15 protein-coding genes are annotated in these 15,896 nt (G+C 54.3%); 10 read left to right on the top strand and 5 right to left on the bottom strand.

Going from position 1 to position 15,896, the window contains the following annotated elements:
- The first annotated feature begins 90 nt into the window (after nt 1-90).
- Complete coding sequence (locus tag LA5095_RS27200) at nt 91-414, top strand: asparagine synthase-related protein (RefSeq protein ID WP_082442931.1); 324 nt, start codon at nt 91-93, stop codon at nt 412-414.
- Between the two features lie 88 nt (nt 415-502).
- Here LA5095_RS27200 and LA5095_RS27195 read toward each other — a convergent pair whose 3' ends face one another.
- Together LA5095_RS27195 and LA5095_RS27190 are read right to left on the bottom strand one after the other, a co-directional pair.
- Entirely contained in the window at nt 503-961 is a 459-nt protein-coding gene (locus tag LA5095_RS27195; protein ID WP_158510444.1) for a GNAT family N-acetyltransferase, read from the bottom strand.
- 77 nt (nt 962-1,038) lie between these two features.
- A complete protein-coding gene (locus LA5095_RS27190) occupies nt 1,039-1,707 on the bottom strand; it encodes an alpha/beta hydrolase (protein ID WP_055120792.1) in 669 nt (222 codons plus the stop codon).
- A 298-nt stretch (nt 1,708-2,005) separates the two neighbouring features.
- Between LA5095_RS27190 and LA5095_RS27185 the strand changes: the two genes are divergently transcribed.
- The 9 genes from LA5095_RS27185 to tenA all read left to right on the top strand — a co-directional run bounded on the left by LA5095_RS27185 (nt 2,006) and on the right by tenA (nt 10,129).
- On the top strand, nt 2,006-3,175 hold the full coding sequence (locus LA5095_RS27185) for a cysteine desulfurase family protein (RefSeq protein ID WP_055120790.1): 1,170 nt from the start codon (nt 2,006-2,008) through the stop codon (nt 3,173-3,175).
- A gap of 108 nt (nt 3,176-3,283) precedes the next feature.
- Nucleotides 3,284-4,756 carry a Fe-S cluster assembly protein SufB gene (gene sufB, locus LA5095_RS27180; RefSeq protein ID WP_055120788.1) on the top strand — a complete coding sequence of 491 codons (1,473 nt, stop codon included), beginning with the start codon at nt 3,284-3,286 and terminating at the stop codon, nt 4,754-4,756.
- Between the two features lie 4 nt (nt 4,757-4,760).
- On the top strand, nt 4,761-5,120 hold the full coding sequence (locus LA5095_RS27175; RefSeq protein WP_055120786.1) for a hypothetical protein: 360 nt from the start codon (nt 4,761-4,763) through the stop codon (nt 5,118-5,120).
- Nucleotides 5,121-5,183: 63 nt separating this feature from the next.
- Nucleotides 5,184-5,939 carry a Fe-S cluster assembly ATPase SufC gene (sufC, locus tag LA5095_RS27170; RefSeq protein WP_055120784.1) on the top strand — a complete coding sequence of 252 codons (756 nt, stop codon included), beginning with the start codon at nt 5,184-5,186 and terminating at the stop codon, nt 5,937-5,939.
- A gap of 14 nt (nt 5,940-5,953) precedes the next feature.
- Nucleotides 5,954-7,273 carry a Fe-S cluster assembly protein SufD gene (sufD, locus tag LA5095_RS27165; protein WP_055120780.1) on the top strand — a complete coding sequence of 440 codons (1,320 nt, stop codon included), beginning with the start codon at nt 5,954-5,956 and terminating at the stop codon, nt 7,271-7,273.
- A 39-nt stretch (nt 7,274-7,312) separates the two neighbouring features.
- Complete coding sequence (locus tag LA5095_RS27160; protein ID WP_055120779.1) at nt 7,313-8,569, top strand: cysteine desulfurase; 1,257 nt, start codon at nt 7,313-7,315, stop codon at nt 8,567-8,569.
- 13 nt (nt 8,570-8,582) lie between these two features.
- Nucleotides 8,583-8,978, top strand: coding sequence for an SUF system Fe-S cluster assembly protein (locus LA5095_RS27155; RefSeq protein WP_055120778.1), 396 nt, complete (start codon nt 8,583-8,585; stop codon nt 8,976-8,978).
- Between the two features lie 73 nt (nt 8,979-9,051).
- Entirely contained in the window at nt 9,052-9,429 is a 378-nt protein-coding gene (gene sufA, locus LA5095_RS27150; RefSeq protein ID WP_055120775.1) for a Fe-S cluster assembly scaffold SufA, read from the top strand.
- Between the two features lie 37 nt (nt 9,430-9,466).
- Nucleotides 9,467-10,129 carry a thiaminase II gene (gene tenA, locus LA5095_RS27145; RefSeq protein ID WP_055120774.1) on the top strand — a complete coding sequence of 221 codons (663 nt, stop codon included), beginning with the start codon at nt 9,467-9,469 and terminating at the stop codon, nt 10,127-10,129.
- 67 nt (nt 10,130-10,196) lie between these two features.
- Here the strand turns inward: tenA and LA5095_RS27140 are convergent, their stop codons facing one another.
- From LA5095_RS27140 to parE, 3 genes are all read right to left on the bottom strand, one after another.
- Nucleotides 10,197-11,066 carry a GGDEF domain-containing protein gene (locus LA5095_RS27140; protein WP_208992879.1) on the bottom strand — a complete coding sequence of 290 codons (870 nt, stop codon included), beginning with the start codon at nt 11,064-11,066 and terminating at the stop codon, nt 10,197-10,199.
- Nucleotides 11,067-11,384: 318 nt separating this feature from the next.
- Complete coding sequence (locus tag LA5095_RS27135; protein ID WP_055120769.1) at nt 11,385-12,827, bottom strand: DEAD/DEAH box helicase; 1,443 nt, start codon at nt 12,825-12,827, stop codon at nt 11,385-11,387.
- Between the two features lie 496 nt (nt 12,828-13,323).
- Nucleotides 13,324-15,369 carry a DNA topoisomerase IV subunit B gene (parE, locus tag LA5095_RS27130; RefSeq protein ID WP_055120768.1) on the bottom strand — a complete coding sequence of 682 codons (2,046 nt, stop codon included), beginning with the start codon at nt 15,367-15,369 and terminating at the stop codon, nt 13,324-13,326.
- Between the last annotated feature and the right edge of the window lie 527 nt (nt 15,370-15,896).

Below are 15,896 nucleotides of genomic sequence, written 5' to 3'. Positions count from 1 at the left end.
ATAGAGTTCGAACGACAGCAGAAAATGAAAGCCGAGGGCGTCTAGAAAACGCGGGCCTATTCACTCAGAAAACATGCTCGTGACGATCAATTGCCTCCCAAGCACTTGTTGAAGGAAAGTGTTCGAGATCTCTTGGGAGACGAGATTTTGAACAGGCCGAAGCGCGGTTTCGAACCGCCCGTACATGCTTGGTACAATGCGTTGCTCAACGCTCACGGTGAGATTTTCGAAAATGGTCATCTCGAGAACCATCAGATCGTTCGACGCGATTTTGTCGACAAGGCGCGTAAACCGGAAAGTATGAGCAGGCGCGAACGCGAGGTTGCCTGGGCTGCGCTCAACCTGGAAATGTGGTTTCGTTCGCTGGGTCGCTCCAGCGAGGCCTCTCTTGATGAATGGCATACAATAGGTTGATCGCGGCGCATATTTTTCGTTTTGGTCGGCTCCAATATCTATCACGGTGGTCAGGGGGATTCAAAACTGACCGTGAAAATTGTTGTAGTCAGCGAATTTTTCGTACCGCGTAGCCAGGTTTCCTTAGTTCGAAGCCGGTCTTGGTCGTTTTGAAACCCCGGGCTTGGTAGAACCGGTGGGCGCGCAGATTTTGCGACCCTGACATCAGCATGATCTTGTAGCAGTCTGCCTTCCAGCAAAGGTCAATCGCTTCCGCCAGCAACCGACCCCCGATACCCTTGCCGCGACAGGAAGACAGCGTGGCAACGTTTTCAAGCAGTGCGTAAGAGGCGCAACCTCTCGTCAGGTTCGGCACGACGACCACGGTGATAGTCGCAACAAGTTCACCGTCAAGCAGAGCCAGCAATATGCTCAGACCTGGCTGTGCCAGCATTTGAATGAATGTTCTTTCCTTGAGAGATAGAGGCGCATCAAGGTCTTCCGCGTTGAGGTCGTGATAAAGCGAAAGAATGCCTGGCAGGTCATCTCGTCCGGCTGGCCGGATCACAATATTTTCTGATGAATTCGCTTCTCGTTGCATAAACAAAAAAGCCCGCCTGACAGGCGGGCTCTCCAAAAGAACAATCAGTCTATGTTGATGTGATCTTCGGGTGTCAGTCCCAGGCGGCCATCGACGTAGGTACCGCAGCGCTGGAGCAAATCGTCCATGTCGTTTTCAAAGAAATGATTGGCGCCGGGGATTGTCTCGTGATCGATCACAATGCCTTTTTGGGTTTTCAGCTTGTCGACCAGGGTCTGGACATCCTTTTGCGGGACAACCTTGTCGTTGTCACCATGAATGATCAGACCTGAAGAAGGGCAGGGGGCAAGAAACGAGAAATCATGCAGGTTCGCCGGTGGAGCGACTGAAATGAAGCCCTCGACTTCGGGACGGCGCATAAGCAACTGCATACCGATCCAAGCGCCGAAAGAAAATCCGCCGATCCAGCAGGCACGAGCATCTGGATGAACAGTCTGCACCCAATCGAGTGCCGCGGCCGCGTCGGACAATTCACCCTGTCCATGATCAAATGTGCCCTGAGACCGGCCCACGCCGCGAAAATTGAACCGAAGGACAGCAAATCCGCGCCGCGCGAACATGTAATACATTTGGTAGACAATTTGGTTGTTCATTGTACCGCCGAATTGCGGATGCAGATGCAGAACCAGGGCAATTGGTGCGTTGCGTTTTTTCGCGGGATGGAACCGGCCCTCGAGCCGGCCGGCGGGACCGTTGAAGATCACCTCAGGCATGAAGCGCTATGTCCTTGTCATTTTGTCGCGCCACGTTGGGCGGGCGCGGGAATTGGAGTTCTGTCTACGTGGTTTCCCGTAAGTCTAAACTTGACTCTTAGCCTCCAAGTTTCTAGAACCCTGTTTAGAATTATTCGAAAGTTTGCACCACCCCCCAAAAGGCAGGCGAGCTCGGTTCGACCGGTTGGGAGGTGTTATCGTCATCACAGCGGAAAATATCAAGTTTTTCGAACATGTGCTTGGCATTTCAGTGAATTTTCGATGCAGTGAAACCGTCGATCTTGACTTTTGAGGGCTCATGTCACGTCGATCAGACCCGATTTATCTCGATCACAACGCCGGTACGTCTTTGCGTGCCGGTGTGCGCGAGACCATGATCGAGGTGTTGAACGACACGGGGAACGCGTCTTCGGTGCATGCACACGGGCGCCGGGCGCGCGGCCGGATAGAAGAAGCAAGAGAGCACGTTGCGCGGCTTTGCGGCGAAAAAACCAGGGCTGTCACATTTGCTTCAGGTGGCACGGAAGCCAACATGACGGCGCTTTCGCCGGTATGGCAGGACCAGGGCGCTCCAGTCTACCTCGACAAGCTCTACAGAAGCGCGGTCGAACATTCATCGGTTTTGACTGGTGGAAGGTTCGCTGTCGCCGACCAGGTCGTCATTCCAGTGGATTGCGATGGCGTCTTGCAGCTTCAGGAACTGAAGGAAGTCTTGAAAGATGCAGAACCGGGATTGGTGTCGGTCATGGCTGCGAATAACGAGACCGGCGTCATTCAACCGGTCGCGGAAATCGGCGCGGCTGCGCGTGAATGCGGCCATTTTTTCCATGTGGACGCTGTGCAGGCGGCAGGACGCATCAAGATAGATATGGAGGCCTGGCAGTCCGATATTGTGACGCTCTCCGCTCACAAGATCGGCGGGCCCCAGGGAATTGGTGCGACTGTCGTTCGTTCAACTGCGCGGGCTCCTTCTCCGTTGATGATTGGAGGCGGTCAGGAGAACTGGCGCAGGGGTGGAACGGAAAATGTTGCTGCAATCACGGGATTTGGTGCTGCGGCAATTGAAGCACTTGAAGAGACATCCGAAACGCGCCATGTGCTTGATCTGAAGACCCAGCTGGAAGCAGCGCTTCGAAGTATTTGTCCGTCAACGGTGATTTTCGGTGAAAATGTCGACCGTCTTGCAAATACATGCTGTTTTGCCGTGCCTGGCATTCCCGCCGAAACTGCATTGATCGCTTTTGATCTGGAGCGCGTATCTGTTTCGTCCGGATCTGCCTGCTCTTCCGGGAAAGTTTCGGTATCGCATGTGCTGACCGCAATGGGTGTGGAAGAGAGCCTTGCGCGATGCGCTTTACGGATCAGTCTGGGCTGGAACACTTCCAGCGCAGACATCGCCGGCTTTCTTGATGTCTGGCCGAAGATAATCGACAGGCTCAATCCCGACGCGCGCCACGAGGCGGCGTGACCGGATAGTTCGGCGGGAAACCGCCTGAGTAATGGCGCAGGAAGAAAATGATCCTGCGCGCTGAATGATCAAGAAACGGGCGTGGTGCCCGTCAAATGGAGGCAAGGGATGCCAGCTGTACAGGAAACCATCGATCAGGTGAAAGCCATCGATGTTGACCAGTATAAATACGGCTTTGTAACCGACATCGAGTCGGAAAAAGGCGCAAAGGGTCTTTCGGAAGAGACCGTCCGTTTTCTGTCTGCCAAAAAGAACGAACCGGAATGGATGACGGAATGGCGTCTCGACGCGCTGCGCCGTTTCAAGCAGCTCGAAGAGCCGACTTGGGCACGTGTTTCCTATCCCAGGATCGATTTCGACGATCTCTATTACTGGGCGGCGCCGAAATCCGTCGAGGGCCCGAAGAGCCTTGATGAGGTCGACCCAGAGCTCCTGGAAACTTATGCAAAGCTCGGTATTCCGCTTGCAGAGCAGGAAATACTGGCCGGTGTGGAGCCGAAAAACCGCGTCGCGGTCGACGCCGTCTTCGATTCGGTTTCCGTCGTCACAACCTTCAAGGAAGAGCTGAAGAAGGCCGGGGTGATATTCTGCTCGATCTCTGAGGCACTGCGGGAATATCCGGACCTTGTAAAGAAGTATCTCGGTTCCGTGGTTCCGGTTACCGACAATTTCTACGCGACGCTGAATTCGGCCGTCTTTTCCGATGGATCCTTCGTCTATATCCCGGAAGGTGTTCGCTGCCCGATGGAACTGTCGACCTATTTCCGCATCAATGAACAGAATACCGGACAGTTCGAACGTACGCTGATCATTGCCGAAAAAGGGTCCTACGTTTCCTATCTGGAAGGCTGCACGGCGCCGCAACGTGACGAAAACCAGCTGCATGCCGCTGTTGTCGAACTTGTTGCGCTCGATGATGCGGAAATCAAGTATTCCACGGTGCAGAACTGGTTCCCTGGAGACAAGGACGGCAAAGGCGGTATCTACAATTTCGTCACCAAGCGTGGTGATTGCCGCGGCAAGAACTCGAAGATCTCCTGGACACAGGTCGAGACCGGTTCCGCGATCACCTGGAAGTACCCGTCCTGTATTCTTCGCGGCGAAAATTCGCGCGGCGAGTTCTATTCCATCGCTGTTTCCAACGGCTATCAGCAGGTCGACAGCGGTACCAAGATGATCCATCTGGGAAAGAATTCCTCCAGCCGGATTATCTCCAAAGGGATCTCTGCAGGCCGATCACAGAACACCTATCGCGGACTGGTTTCTGCGCACCGGAAGGCGTCGAACGCACGCAACTTTACCCAGTGCGACTCGCTGCTTATCGGACAGGACTGCGGCGCTCATACCGTGCCCTATATCGAAAGCAAGAATGCATCCGCACAATTCGAGCACGAGGCGACGACTTCCAAGATTTCGGACGACCAGATGTTCTATTGCCTGCAGCGGGGGTTGTCAGAAGAAGAAGCGGTTGCACTGATTGTCAACGGTTTCGTCAAGGATGTCATCCAGCAACTGCCGATGGAATTTGCTGTCGAGGCGCAGAAGCTGATCTCGATCAGCCTGGAAGGATCTGTGGGGTAAACTCTTGTCTAAAACCGTGACGTTTTACCGACCGGTCGGACCGGACGAATTGAAGCTTATCGAAGACAGCGGTTGGGAGCCATTCCCGCCACGTCTGCCAGAACAGCCGATTTTCTATCCAGTGACCAATGAGGAATATGCCGCGCAAATTGCCCGGGACTGGAATACGAAACACGGCTCCCGCCAAGGATATGTGACGCGTTTTGATGTCAATGCGGACTACGTTTCGAAATTCGATCGGAAGATCGTTTGCGGCCGTCAACACGAGGAACTCTGGGTGCCTGCCGAGGAACTGGAAGAATTCAATAGCAAGATCGTAGGGCTGATCGAAGTGACCCAAAAGTTTAGCGCTTCGGAGATCTGAAACCAGCCCAGCCAGTTAATGCGGCTAAAACTGCCGCTTGGATATGAACCGACGAGTAGAAGAATGCTTGAGATCAAAAACCTTCACGCCCGCATTGCGGAAGACGAAACGGAAATCCTGCGCGGCGTCAACCTGACTGTCAATCCGGGCGAAGTGCACGCCATCATGGGGCCGAACGGATCGGGAAAGTCAACGTTGTCCTATGTTCTTGCAGGCAAGGACGACTATGAGATCACCGAAGGCGAAGTACTGTTCAACGGTGAAAACATGCTGGACATGGACCCCGACGAACGTGCGGCCGCCGGCATGTTCCTGGCGTTCCAGTACCCGATCGAGATCCCGGGTGTCGCGACCATGGAGTTCCTGAAGACGGCGATGAATGCGCAGCGCAAGGCGCGGGGTGAGGATGCATTGTCGATCCCGGATTTCATGAAAAGGGTTAAGGCGGCAGCCAACCATCTCAACGTTTCAATGGACATGCTGAAGCGTCCGCTCAATGTCGGGTTCTCGGGCGGTGAAAAAAAGCGGGCTGAAATTCTGCAGATGTCGCTGTTGGAGCCGAAGCTCTGCGTCCTCGATGAAACGGATTCAGGTCTCGACATCGATGCGCTGCGTATCGTGTCGCAAGGTGTCAACACGCTGCGTTCGCCGGAGCGCGCCATGGTGGTGATCACGCACTACCAGCGTCTGCTTGACCATATCGTTCCGGATGTCGTTCATGTTCTTTCCAAGGGCCGCATCGTCAAGACAGGCGACAAGGATCTGGCGCTGGAGCTGGAAAAGAACGGTTATGCAGATTACGTCGATGCGGCAGCCTGAGGGAGTAACGCGACATGAATGCCAGCGTGCCCATTAAACACACTCAGGCTGAAAGCGATCTTTTCGACCGCTTTGAGAGCGCCAGAGAGGCCTTGGCGGGGTCGGTTGCTGTCTCCGCACTTCGCGAGGCGGCCGTCGACCAGCTTCGCGATCGGGGACTGCCGCACCGCCGGGTTGAAGAATACAAGTATTCCGATCTGCGCGCCTTCATGAAAGCCGCTGCGCTGCTCGCAACTGCAGCAGATCTTTCCCGTGTTCAGGCCATTCTTGAAGATCAAGACCTTTTCGGTGGACTGGAGCGGTACAGGATCGTCATTGCCAACGGTTCATATCTGCCGACGTTGTCTGACGTCGATGCATTGGCAACTGAGGGTGTAACGGTAACAAATCTGAACGACGCTCTTTCAGGTGAGCACGGCGCACAGCTGCTTGCGCCCCCCAAATCGGGACAGAATGATGGCGTCGTTGCGCTCAACACCGCGTTTGTTCAAGGTGGCGTGATTGTCGATGTCGCCGAGGGTGCAGCCGTATCAAAGCCGGTCGAACTGGTACAGGTCGCCGCGTCTTCCGGCGCACAGGCAACCCGGATCAAGGTGAGAGCGGGGGCCGGCGCAAGCCTGCATTTGCTTGAGACCTTCATCGGCGATACGGCGGAGGGCGAGGTCAATTCCGTCTTTGACTACGACATAGCCGACAAGGCGCATCTTGCAGCGACACGACTTATCGTTGGCAATTGCGATTCAGCGCGACTGCTCACGACCATCGCAACCATCGGTGCGGAAGCGGAATTCAGGTCACTGGGTTTCATGGCCGGTCCGAAATTCGCCAGAAACCAGCAGTTCATCAATTTCGTTGGAGAGAATTCCGAGGCGAAGATTTACGGTGTCACGATGGTTGGTCGCGATGATCTGGCCGATCAGACGCTGATCGTTGATCACGCGGTTCCGCATTGCAACAGTCGCGAGTTCTTCAAGACGGTACTCGACGGTCGGGCCAAGGGTGTCTACCAGGGGCGCATCAATGTTGCCCAGCATGCCCAAAAGTCCGACGGTGAAATGATGACCCAGGCCTTGCTCCTTTCCGAAGAAGCGGAAATGGCAAACAAGCCCGAGCTGGAAATTTTTGCCGACGACGTAATCTGTGCGCATGGTGCGACCAGCGGACAGATTGACGAGGACCTTCTTTTTTATCTACGTGCTCGTGGCATTCCCGAGGCTGAAGCGAAAACGCTGCTGGTGCTCGCGTTTCTTTCTGAAGCGATTGAGGAATATGGCGAAGACGATGTGACGGAAGGGCTGGAAGCGCGCGTACGCGACTGGCTTGCAAGTCACTAGGTCGCTTGCCGGCCTATTGAAAATAAGGAGCAGTGCCGAATGACGGTCGCGACTGCACAAGACATGACACAGACGTCCGGCTATGATGTCGAGGCGATCCGGCGTGATTTCCCGATCCTTTCGCGGGAGGTTTACGGAAAGCCACTCGTTTATCTGGACAACGGTGCGTCCGCGCAAAAACCGAAGGCTGTCATAGATGCCGTAACCAGGGCCTATTCCGAAGAGTATGCCAACGTGCACCGGGGCCTGCACTTCCTGTCCAATACGGCCACTGACAATTATGAGGCGGCACGGGAAAAGGTTCGTCGTTTCCTGAACGCCAAATCAGTCGACGAGATCGTCTTCACAAAGTCGACCACGGAAGCGATCAACCTGGTGTCCTACGGCCTTGGTCCGGACTATTTTGGCGAAGGCGATGAAATCGTGATCTCCATAATGGAGCATCATTCCAATATCGTACCCTGGCATTTTCATCGAGAACGGCACGGATCGAAGCTGAAATGGGTCTATGTCAGGGAAGATGGTTCCTTCGATCTGGACGCATTTGTCGATACGCTGAGCGACCGCACCAAGCTGGTCGCCATCACGCACATGTCGAACGTGCTTGGGACGGTGGTCCCCGTAAAGGAGATTTGCCGGATTGCGCATGAGCGCGGCATCCCGGTTCTGGTCGACGGCAGCCAGGCTGCAGTGCATTTGCCGGTCGATGTCCAGGATCTGGACTGCGACTACTACGTCTTCACTGGCCACAAGGTTTATGGTCCGTCTGGAATCGGTGTGCTCTGGGGCAAGCCTGAACGCTTGAATGCTTTGAGACCGTTCAATGGCGGCGGTGAGATGATCCTCGACGTTACCGAAGAGGCAATCAGCTATAATGATCCTCCGCACCGGTTTGAAGCCGGTACACCGCCCATCGTTCAGGCGATCGGACTGGGCGCTGCGCTGGACTACATGGATGAAATCGGGCGTGAGAACATCGCACGCCACGAAGCGGACCTGAAAGACTACGCTCACCAGAAACTCAGGGAAATCAACTCCCTCAGGATTTTTGGTGAGGCACCGGGCAAGGGCGCGATCGTTTCATTCGAGATCGAGGGTGCGCACGCACATGATGTTGCCACGATTATCGACCGGGCAGGGGTTGCAGTCAGAGCGGGCACGCATTGCGCACAGCCGCTCTTGGCAAGATATGGTGTAACCTCTACATGTCGGGCAAGTTTCGGGCTTTATAACACGCGCGAAGAAGTTGACGCGTTGTATGATGCTCTTTTGAAGGCACAGAGCTTTTTCGGGTAAGGACGGACCCAAGATGGAAAACGCGACGACGATAGACACGGGTGCGGATGGCGAGGAACTTCAGGCCGAAGTCACTGCCAAAAGCGCCATTCCTGTTGACGAACTCGACCGCCTGACGACTGATATCGTCGGCGCGCTGAAATCGGTATACGATCCGGAAATCCCGTGTGACATCTATGAGTTGGGATTGATCTACAAGGTCGATATCGAAGATGACCGGTCGATCAACATCGACATGACCCTCACAGCACCAGGTTGCCCTGTTGCCGGTGAAATGCCTGGTTGGGTGCAGGATGCTGTTTCGGCAGTTGCCGGCGTCGGCCCGGTCAATGTCGATATGGTGTTCGATCCGCCATGGACACCGGATCGCATGTCGGACGAGGCGAAAGTCGCCCTTAACTGGTATTGAGTTCGAAACCTTTTATCCGATAAGCTGACAACCTATATCAGGTTTTGGATAGTTGACGCTTAGCGAGGACTGAATGGCTTCCGGTGGAAAATTCCAGGTCATGACCATGACTGACGCTGCCGCAGAGCGTGTCAGGGAACTTGTCGAAAACACGGACGAGAACGCCGCTGGCTTGCGTGTCGGAATCACAAAAGGTGGTTGTGCCGGAATGGAATACACCATGAACCTGGTGGAAGATGCCAAGCCGGGCGATGACGTGATCGAGGACAAGGGCGCAAAACTCTTCGTTGATCCCTCTGCCGTGCTGTTTCTTCTTGGCACGGAAATGGATTTCGAGGTCACCAAATTCCGGTCTGGCTTTGTCTTCAAGAACCCGAACGAAGTATCTGCTTGCGGCTGTGGCGAGTCTGTTTCGCTTCAGGCAGCAGATGTAAATGAGCTGGCGCGGTAAAGCTGCAAGCGGACAAACTCCCTCCCAAGAGATCTCAATGAACCTGTTTGAACGGCTCAAGGTTGATGCCGCGCCGCAATGGCAAGATTACACCAAGCACGCTTTTGTCGAGCAGCTTGGCAGTGGGAAATTGCCGCTCGAATGTTTCAAACACTACCTTGTCCAGGACTACTTGTTCCTGATCCAGTTCGCCCGGGCATATGCGCTTGGCATTTACAAAAGTCCGGCAATCTCCGATATGCGTCACTCGCTGGAGGGTGTGAAAGCCATCCTTGACGTTGAACTCGAGCTTCACATCGAAATCTGCGGACGCTGGGGGATGCGACGGGAGGAAATTGAACTCGCTTCGGAAGATACACCGACAATGGCTTATACGCGCTTTGTTCTCGATGCCGGTATGTCAGGAGACTTGCTGGATCTCCAGGCCGCGCTTGCACCTTGCGTTCTTGGCTACGCCGAAATCGGTAAACGCCTTCAATTGGCCGGGAGCGACGTTCCTGAAAACCCGTATCAACGGTGGATCCAGGAGTATGCCGGGGAGGGGTACCAGGGCCTGGCAGATGGTTTTGAGGCCTGGTTTGATACAACCGGTGAACAGGTCCTGACAACCGCCCGGTACCCACGCGTCTTGTCGCTGTTTGAAAAGGCGTGTCGTCTGGAGAGTGATTTCTGGCAAATGGGACTGAACGCAACGCAATGAGAGTGGCGGAAAGCCGGACGAGCCATTTCACGAATGTAGCTCTGACCGGACCATCTCAGTTTGCAGGCTAAGCTACATTTTCTTCGCTATCACCGGACCTTTGCAGATCTATTTCCGTCTTGACCAGGTTACGGCCCGCGTTCTTGGCGGCATAAAGTGCTTCGTCGGCACGGGATACGATAGAGTGCCCTGTGTCCAATGTGTCGAACGTTGCGATTCCAACCGAGATCGTCACGCGACCGAGGTTCTCACCGGTTGAGCGTTTGACCAGTTCCTTGGACATGACTGCCGAGCGTATCCGTTCGCCGATTTCCGCAGCTTCCTCCAGTTCGGATTGCGGCAAGATGATTGAAAATTCCTCACCACCATATCGGCAGGCAACGTCTTGTGTTTTGATGTTTTGCTTGACTGCGAGCGCGACGAGACGAAGCACCTGATCGCCCGTCTGGTGGCCGTAGGTGTCGTTGAATTTCTTGAAGTGGTCGATGTCAGTCATCAGCAAGGCAAAACCTCGACCGCTTTCCTTGGACTGTTCAATAATCTTTTCAAGCGAGACTTCGAAGTGTTTTCGGTTGTTGAGTGTCGTTAGCTCGTCGGTCAAGGACTCGTAACGAATGGCTTCGAGCGAAGACTGCAAATTCTCGATATGCTTTTTGGACTCCAGCAACTGGCTTTCTAGTTTCCGGTTGGATGCAACTGCATTTTGTGTGGATTTGACAAGGTGAGTTACATAAAGCTGAAGTTTCTTTGGATCGGCGACACCCTTGATCTTTTCTCCCGCCTGCTCAAGCGCACTGCCGTAATCCGAAGTTGCATCTGCACTGAGTTTCAGCGAGTCGATCAGCTCCTCGACTTCCCTGGAAACTCTTGAGCCTACTTCGTCAAGCCGGTCGCCGAGACGTGTCGGAGACAGAAACCGTCCATAAAGGTTCAGCATTTCGTCAGTGCTGATGCGGCCTTTGTCCTTTATCGTATCATTTACGGCGCGGTTCAGGCCCTGATTATATCCAGCAGAATAGGTGTACCAAAGTTCGTAAGAACGCGGGTAAGCAGGTAATGTGTTCTTTTTTATATAGCTGATTGCGGACTCACCATATTGGATGGTCCTCTTATGGTCGTCTTCTTCCGACATAAAACTTCTCTCACCTTAGCCTTGCGAATCCGCCCCACACGGCCGCAAGATCTAGGTCCCAAACTCGACTGGAAGTTTTAAGGAGCGGTTAAGCTTAAGACATATCCCGCATTAAAAGTTACGTTACGATGCTTTTTTTGGGCGAGGTTCCCGCAGCAGGAATGCCGGGATGTGAACGCCAGCACCGAAAGCCGGTTCATGCTTCCCGCTTTTGGGCTTTTTGTTGACTGCCTTTTGCGGAAGTTCAGAAACAGATGCTGGGGTCAAGGCGTCCTGTTGCTCCTGGCTGGGTTCGGATACGGTTTCACGTTGTTTGGATTGCGAACGGCGACGTCCGGAGGTTTTTGCCTGCGGCGCGTCATTATCGTTGCTCGACTCGCTCTTGGCGCTTTTGCCGCCTTTGCGTCTTGCCTTGCGTTCTTTCGCGGCCGCTTCAAAGTCGATCGGCTCACCCAGCCACTCAATGGACTGTTTGATGAGAGTTTCGATCGCTTCCAGGTATTTTTTGTCTTCGCCAGTAACAAGCGTGTATGCAGCACCGCTGCGTCCGGCACGGCCGGTACGACCGATCCTGTGCACATAGTCTTCGGCGTTGATCGGAACATCAAAGTTGAAAACGTGGCTCACTTCCGGGATGTCCAGGCCACGTGCGGCAACATCACTTGCGACAAGAAGCTTGATATTCCCCTTGCGGAAATTGTCCAGCATCATCATGCGTGTGCGCTGATCCATATCTCCATGGAGTGCGCCGACATTGTATTCGTGGCGTTCAAGAGAGCGGAACAGCGTCGAAACATCGCGCTTGCGATTGCAAAAGACAATTGCGTTCTGGAGGTCTTCAGCGCCTTCAAGGAGATCGCGCAACGCTGCGCGCTTCTCGTAATCCTTTGAAGGAGATGCCTTGAGGTGCTGGCTGACGTTTTCGGCTGTCGTAGCTGTCGGCGCGACTTCGATCCGTGCCGGGTTCTGCAGGAACGTGTCTGTGAGACGCTGGATTTCCGGCGGCATGGTTGCCGAAAAGAACAATGTCTGGCGCGTGAACGGGATCAACTTGCAGATCCGCTCGATGTCCGGGATGAAACCCATATCCAGCATACGGTCGGCTTCGTCGATAACGAGGATCTCTACGCCCTGAAGCAGCAATTTGCCGCGTTCAAAATGATCCAGAAGACGGCCGGGCGTCGCAATCAGGACGTCTGTGCCGCGATCGAGTTTCCGGTCTTGATCCGCAAAGGAAACACCGCCGATGAGCAATGCGACATTCAGCTTGTGATTTGTGCCGTATCTTTCGAAATTTTCTTCAACCTGCGCCGCGAGTTCACGGGTCGGCTCCAGGATGAGTGTCCGGGGCATGCGCGCACGGGCGCGGCCCTTTTCCAGAAGAGTCAGCATGGGCAGCGTGAAACTGGCAGTTTTGCCTGTGCCTGTTTGCGCGATGCCGAGAATATCCCGCCGTTCCAGAACCTGCGGGATCGCTCCTGCCTGAATGGCTGTGGGTTCCTTATAACCTGCCGCATCAACTGCAGCGAGGACCTTCTCGCTAAGACCGAGAGTATCAAATGACATAGAGCGTTTTGCCCGGATGTTGTGATTGTTAGACGGCGACACTTAGGAAACCATTGGTGCCAACGTGCGCACACACTACATTCATGTGCCCCAGTGTCAATGCGCCGAAGAGGTAAAATGTCAAGAAAATCGAGTAATTCCGCGCTAGAATTGCGATCTCAGTTAATATTGCAGCGTCAAAGCACTTCCAGGAGTGATGCTGAAGGGCACAACATGACTCAGTAAGATCCAAAGTGACATTCCAAATGAGTTGCCGGACTTCTGTACCTGTGACCTCATGTGCCGACAGAAAATCTGAGAGTGACGGTTACTTACGCTGGATTTGCATGATGCTTTACCTAACGTAACTGCGCTGTGGTGCCATCAAATCAGATGTCTGCCATGCCGGCATTCCAAATGTACGGCTTCCCGGGTTACCAGTTTGGTATCCTGAAAGATTGAATGCGTGAGATCTTTTTTCACGGCTGAGCAAAGTCATACACGGCTTTTGTTGAATCTAGATGTCAAGATCATCCGCGAATTCCGCATTTTCCTGAATGAACCGGAATCGCGCTTCCGGTTTGTTACCCATCAGTCTTTCAACGGCATCGTTCGTTGTGCCAATATCAGCCTCATCCACATCGACCTTCAACATGGAGCGTTTCGACGGATCCATCGTCGTTTCCTTCAGCTGGGCCGGTAACATCTCGCCCAGGCCTTTGAAGCGGCCGATCTCGACTTTTGATTTTCCCTTGAAAACTGTTTCGAGCAACTCGTCCTTGTGCGCGTCATCGCGGGCATAAAGTGTTTTGCCGCCCTGGCTGAGCCTGTAAAGGGGAGGGACCGCCAGAAAAAGATGGCCTCCTCGAATGAGCTCTGGCATTTCGCGGTAAAAGAATGTGATCAAAAGCGACGCGATGTGGGCACCATCAACGTCCGCGTCGGTCATGATGACGATCTTTTCGTATCGCAGATCCGTTTCCCGGTACTGCGATCTTGTACCGCAACCGAGGGCCTGAATGAGATCCGCCAATTGCTGGTTCGCGACGAGCTTGTCCCGGCCTGCATTGGCGACATTCAGAATTTTTCCACGCAGCGGCAGGATTGCCTGATTTGAGCGGTTGCGCGCCTGCTTCGCTGAGCCGCCCGCCGAATCGCCCTCCACGATGAACAGTTCCGTGCCGTCGGACTGGTTGGCAGAACAATCCGCGAGTTTTCCTGGAAGGCGAAGTTTCCGGACGGCCGTTTTGCGCGCAACGTCTTTTTCCTGGCGCCGGCGCAGGCGATCCTCGGCTCGGTCGATGACCCATTCCAGCAATTTGTTCGCCTGGTTCGGCGAAGCTGTAAGCCAGTGGTCGAATGCGTCTCGCACTGCGGTTTCAGCCACACGGGTGGCTTCGTTCGAGGCAAGTTTGTCTTTGGTCTGACCGACAAATTCGGGTTCACGAATAAAGACCGAAAGCATTCCACCGGCGGACGTCATCACGTCGTCTCCCGTAATGATGCTGGCCTTCTTGTTGCTCGTCAGTTCGCCATATGCCTTGAGACCGCGCAGCAGCGCATATCTGAAACCCGCTTCGTGTGTGCCACCCTCCGGTGTCGGCACGGTATTGCAATAGGAATTGACGAAGCCATCACCAGCGAACCAGTTGACGGCCCATTCGACGGAACCGTGCTTGCCGGTCTTGTCGGTACGGCCGGCAAAAATCTCGTCAACGACGCGGCGTTCATTTGTCAGGCGCTCGGAAAGAAAATCCTTCAGCCCACCTGGAAAATGAAACACTGCCTCGGCCGGTGTCGGATCCTTTTCCGATATCATGTCGGGTGCACAATGCCAGCGGATTTCGACACCGCCAAAAAGATAGGCCTTGGAGCGCGCCATCTTGTGCAAACGGGCAGGCAGGAACCTTGCCCCCTTGCCGAAGATCTGATCATCAGGCCTGAAACGTACCAGCGTGCCACGTCGGTTCTGCGTGTCGCCGACCATCTCAAGAGGGCCTTGTGGTTGGCCTCTGCGGAACGTCTGCCGGTATAGTTTTCGGCTGCGGGCAACCTCGACGACCAGCTCCTCGGACAGGGCGTTGACGACGGACACGCCGACCCCGTGCAATCCGCCGGAAGTCTCGTATACCTTGCTGTCGAATTTGCCGCCCGCGTGCAGCGTGGTCATGATGACTTCGAGCGCGGACTTGTCCTTGAACTTGGGGTGCGGATCAACCGGTATGCCACGACCATTGTCGACGATTGTCAGGAATCCGTCGTTTGAAAGCGAAACATCGATCCATGTAGCATGCCCTGCGACCGCCTCATCCATGGAGTTATCGATTACTTCGGCAAACAGATGGTGAAGGGCTTTTTCGTCCGTGCCGCCAATGTACATTCCCGGACGCCGCCGAACGGGCTCCAGGCCTTCTAGGACTTCAATGTCGGCGGCCGAATAGTCATCCGGAACCGAAACAGGTGATGTCGGGCGCGCTTTTTGAGGTGCAGGTGTTGTCGGCGGCTCGTTCAAAGGTGCCGATATCGCCGCATTTCCAGCAAATAGATCGTCTTTTGCGCTCATTCCGTCTCGCCTGAATGGGTTCGTAGCTCTGTTGTAGAGGTTCAGCGCTGGTACCTACACCGAATCATAACCAAGTTTGAAGGACAAATGCAGAACGGCAAAGGATTTTGCCATAAAGGCAACGTTTTCAACAGACCAGATGAACCTTCCAACCCGGAAACTGATCAACAACTTCGATGTGGTTGAATTTACTGCGGAGGGATGCCCTGGCGGTGTGAGAATTGTGCCAATTCGGCAACACTCGCAGACAGAGTCCCGTTTGAAAGGGCTGAATGAAGATATTGCCCATGTTCAGCCATGTTTGAGCAGCAACCGTTACGCTAAAGTCCGGTTGTCCAGCGATTGATGTATGCATTGATCGCCGAGCGGCCACGAGAGGAAGAATCCCGCAAATGGTCTTAATTGGACCAAGAATGGCCCAACTTAGGCCGAATTGATTGGCCACGTTAGACCGTGAAAAAAAAGAACCGTCAGGTCGTGGCCGACGGTATGAAGAGACAGGAAATGCGCGAGGCGCGAACAACAAT

Source organism: Roseibium album, assembly GCF_001404515.1.
GTDB lineage: Bacteria > Pseudomonadota > Alphaproteobacteria > Rhizobiales > Stappiaceae > Roseibium > Roseibium album.
This window is presented reverse-complemented; position numbering and strand designations above follow the sequence as displayed.

Bases quoted from the DNA above. Each gene is read 5' to 3' on its own strand.
- sufD (WP_055120780.1), top strand. From the start codon at position 5,954: ATGAATGCCAGCGTGCCCATTAAACACACTCAGGCTGAAAGCGATCTT.
- sufB (WP_055120788.1), top strand. From the start codon at position 3,284: ATGCCAGCTGTACAGGAAACCATCGATCAGGTGAAAGCCATCGATGTT.
- tenA (WP_055120774.1), top strand. From the start codon at position 9,467: ATGAACCTGTTTGAACGGCTCAAGGTTGATGCCGCGCCGCAATGGCAA.
- sufA (WP_055120775.1), top strand. From the start codon at position 9,052: ATGGCTTCCGGTGGAAAATTCCAGGTCATGACCATGACTGACGCTGCC.
- LA5095_RS27190 (WP_055120792.1), bottom strand. From the start codon at position 1,707: ATGCCTGAGGTGATCTTCAACGGTCCCGCCGGCCGGCTCGAGGGCCGG.
- LA5095_RS27185 (WP_055120790.1), top strand. From the start codon at position 2,006: ATGTCACGTCGATCAGACCCGATTTATCTCGATCACAACGCCGGTACG.
- LA5095_RS27160 (WP_055120779.1), top strand. From the start codon at position 7,313: ATGACGGTCGCGACTGCACAAGACATGACACAGACGTCCGGCTATGAT.
- LA5095_RS27140 (WP_208992879.1), bottom strand. From the start codon at position 11,066: ATGCTGAACCTTTATGGACGGTTTCTGTCTCCGACACGTCTCGGCGAC.
- parE (WP_055120768.1), bottom strand. From the start codon at position 15,369: ATGAGCGCAAAAGACGATCTATTTGCTGGAAATGCGGCGATATCGGCA.
- LA5095_RS27135 (WP_055120769.1), bottom strand. From the start codon at position 12,827: ATGTCATTTGATACTCTCGGTCTTAGCGAGAAGGTCCTCGCTGCAGTT.
- LA5095_RS27155 (WP_055120778.1), top strand. From the start codon at position 8,583: ATGGAAAACGCGACGACGATAGACACGGGTGCGGATGGCGAGGAACTT.
- sufC (WP_055120784.1), top strand. From the start codon at position 5,184: ATGCTTGAGATCAAAAACCTTCACGCCCGCATTGCGGAAGACGAAACG.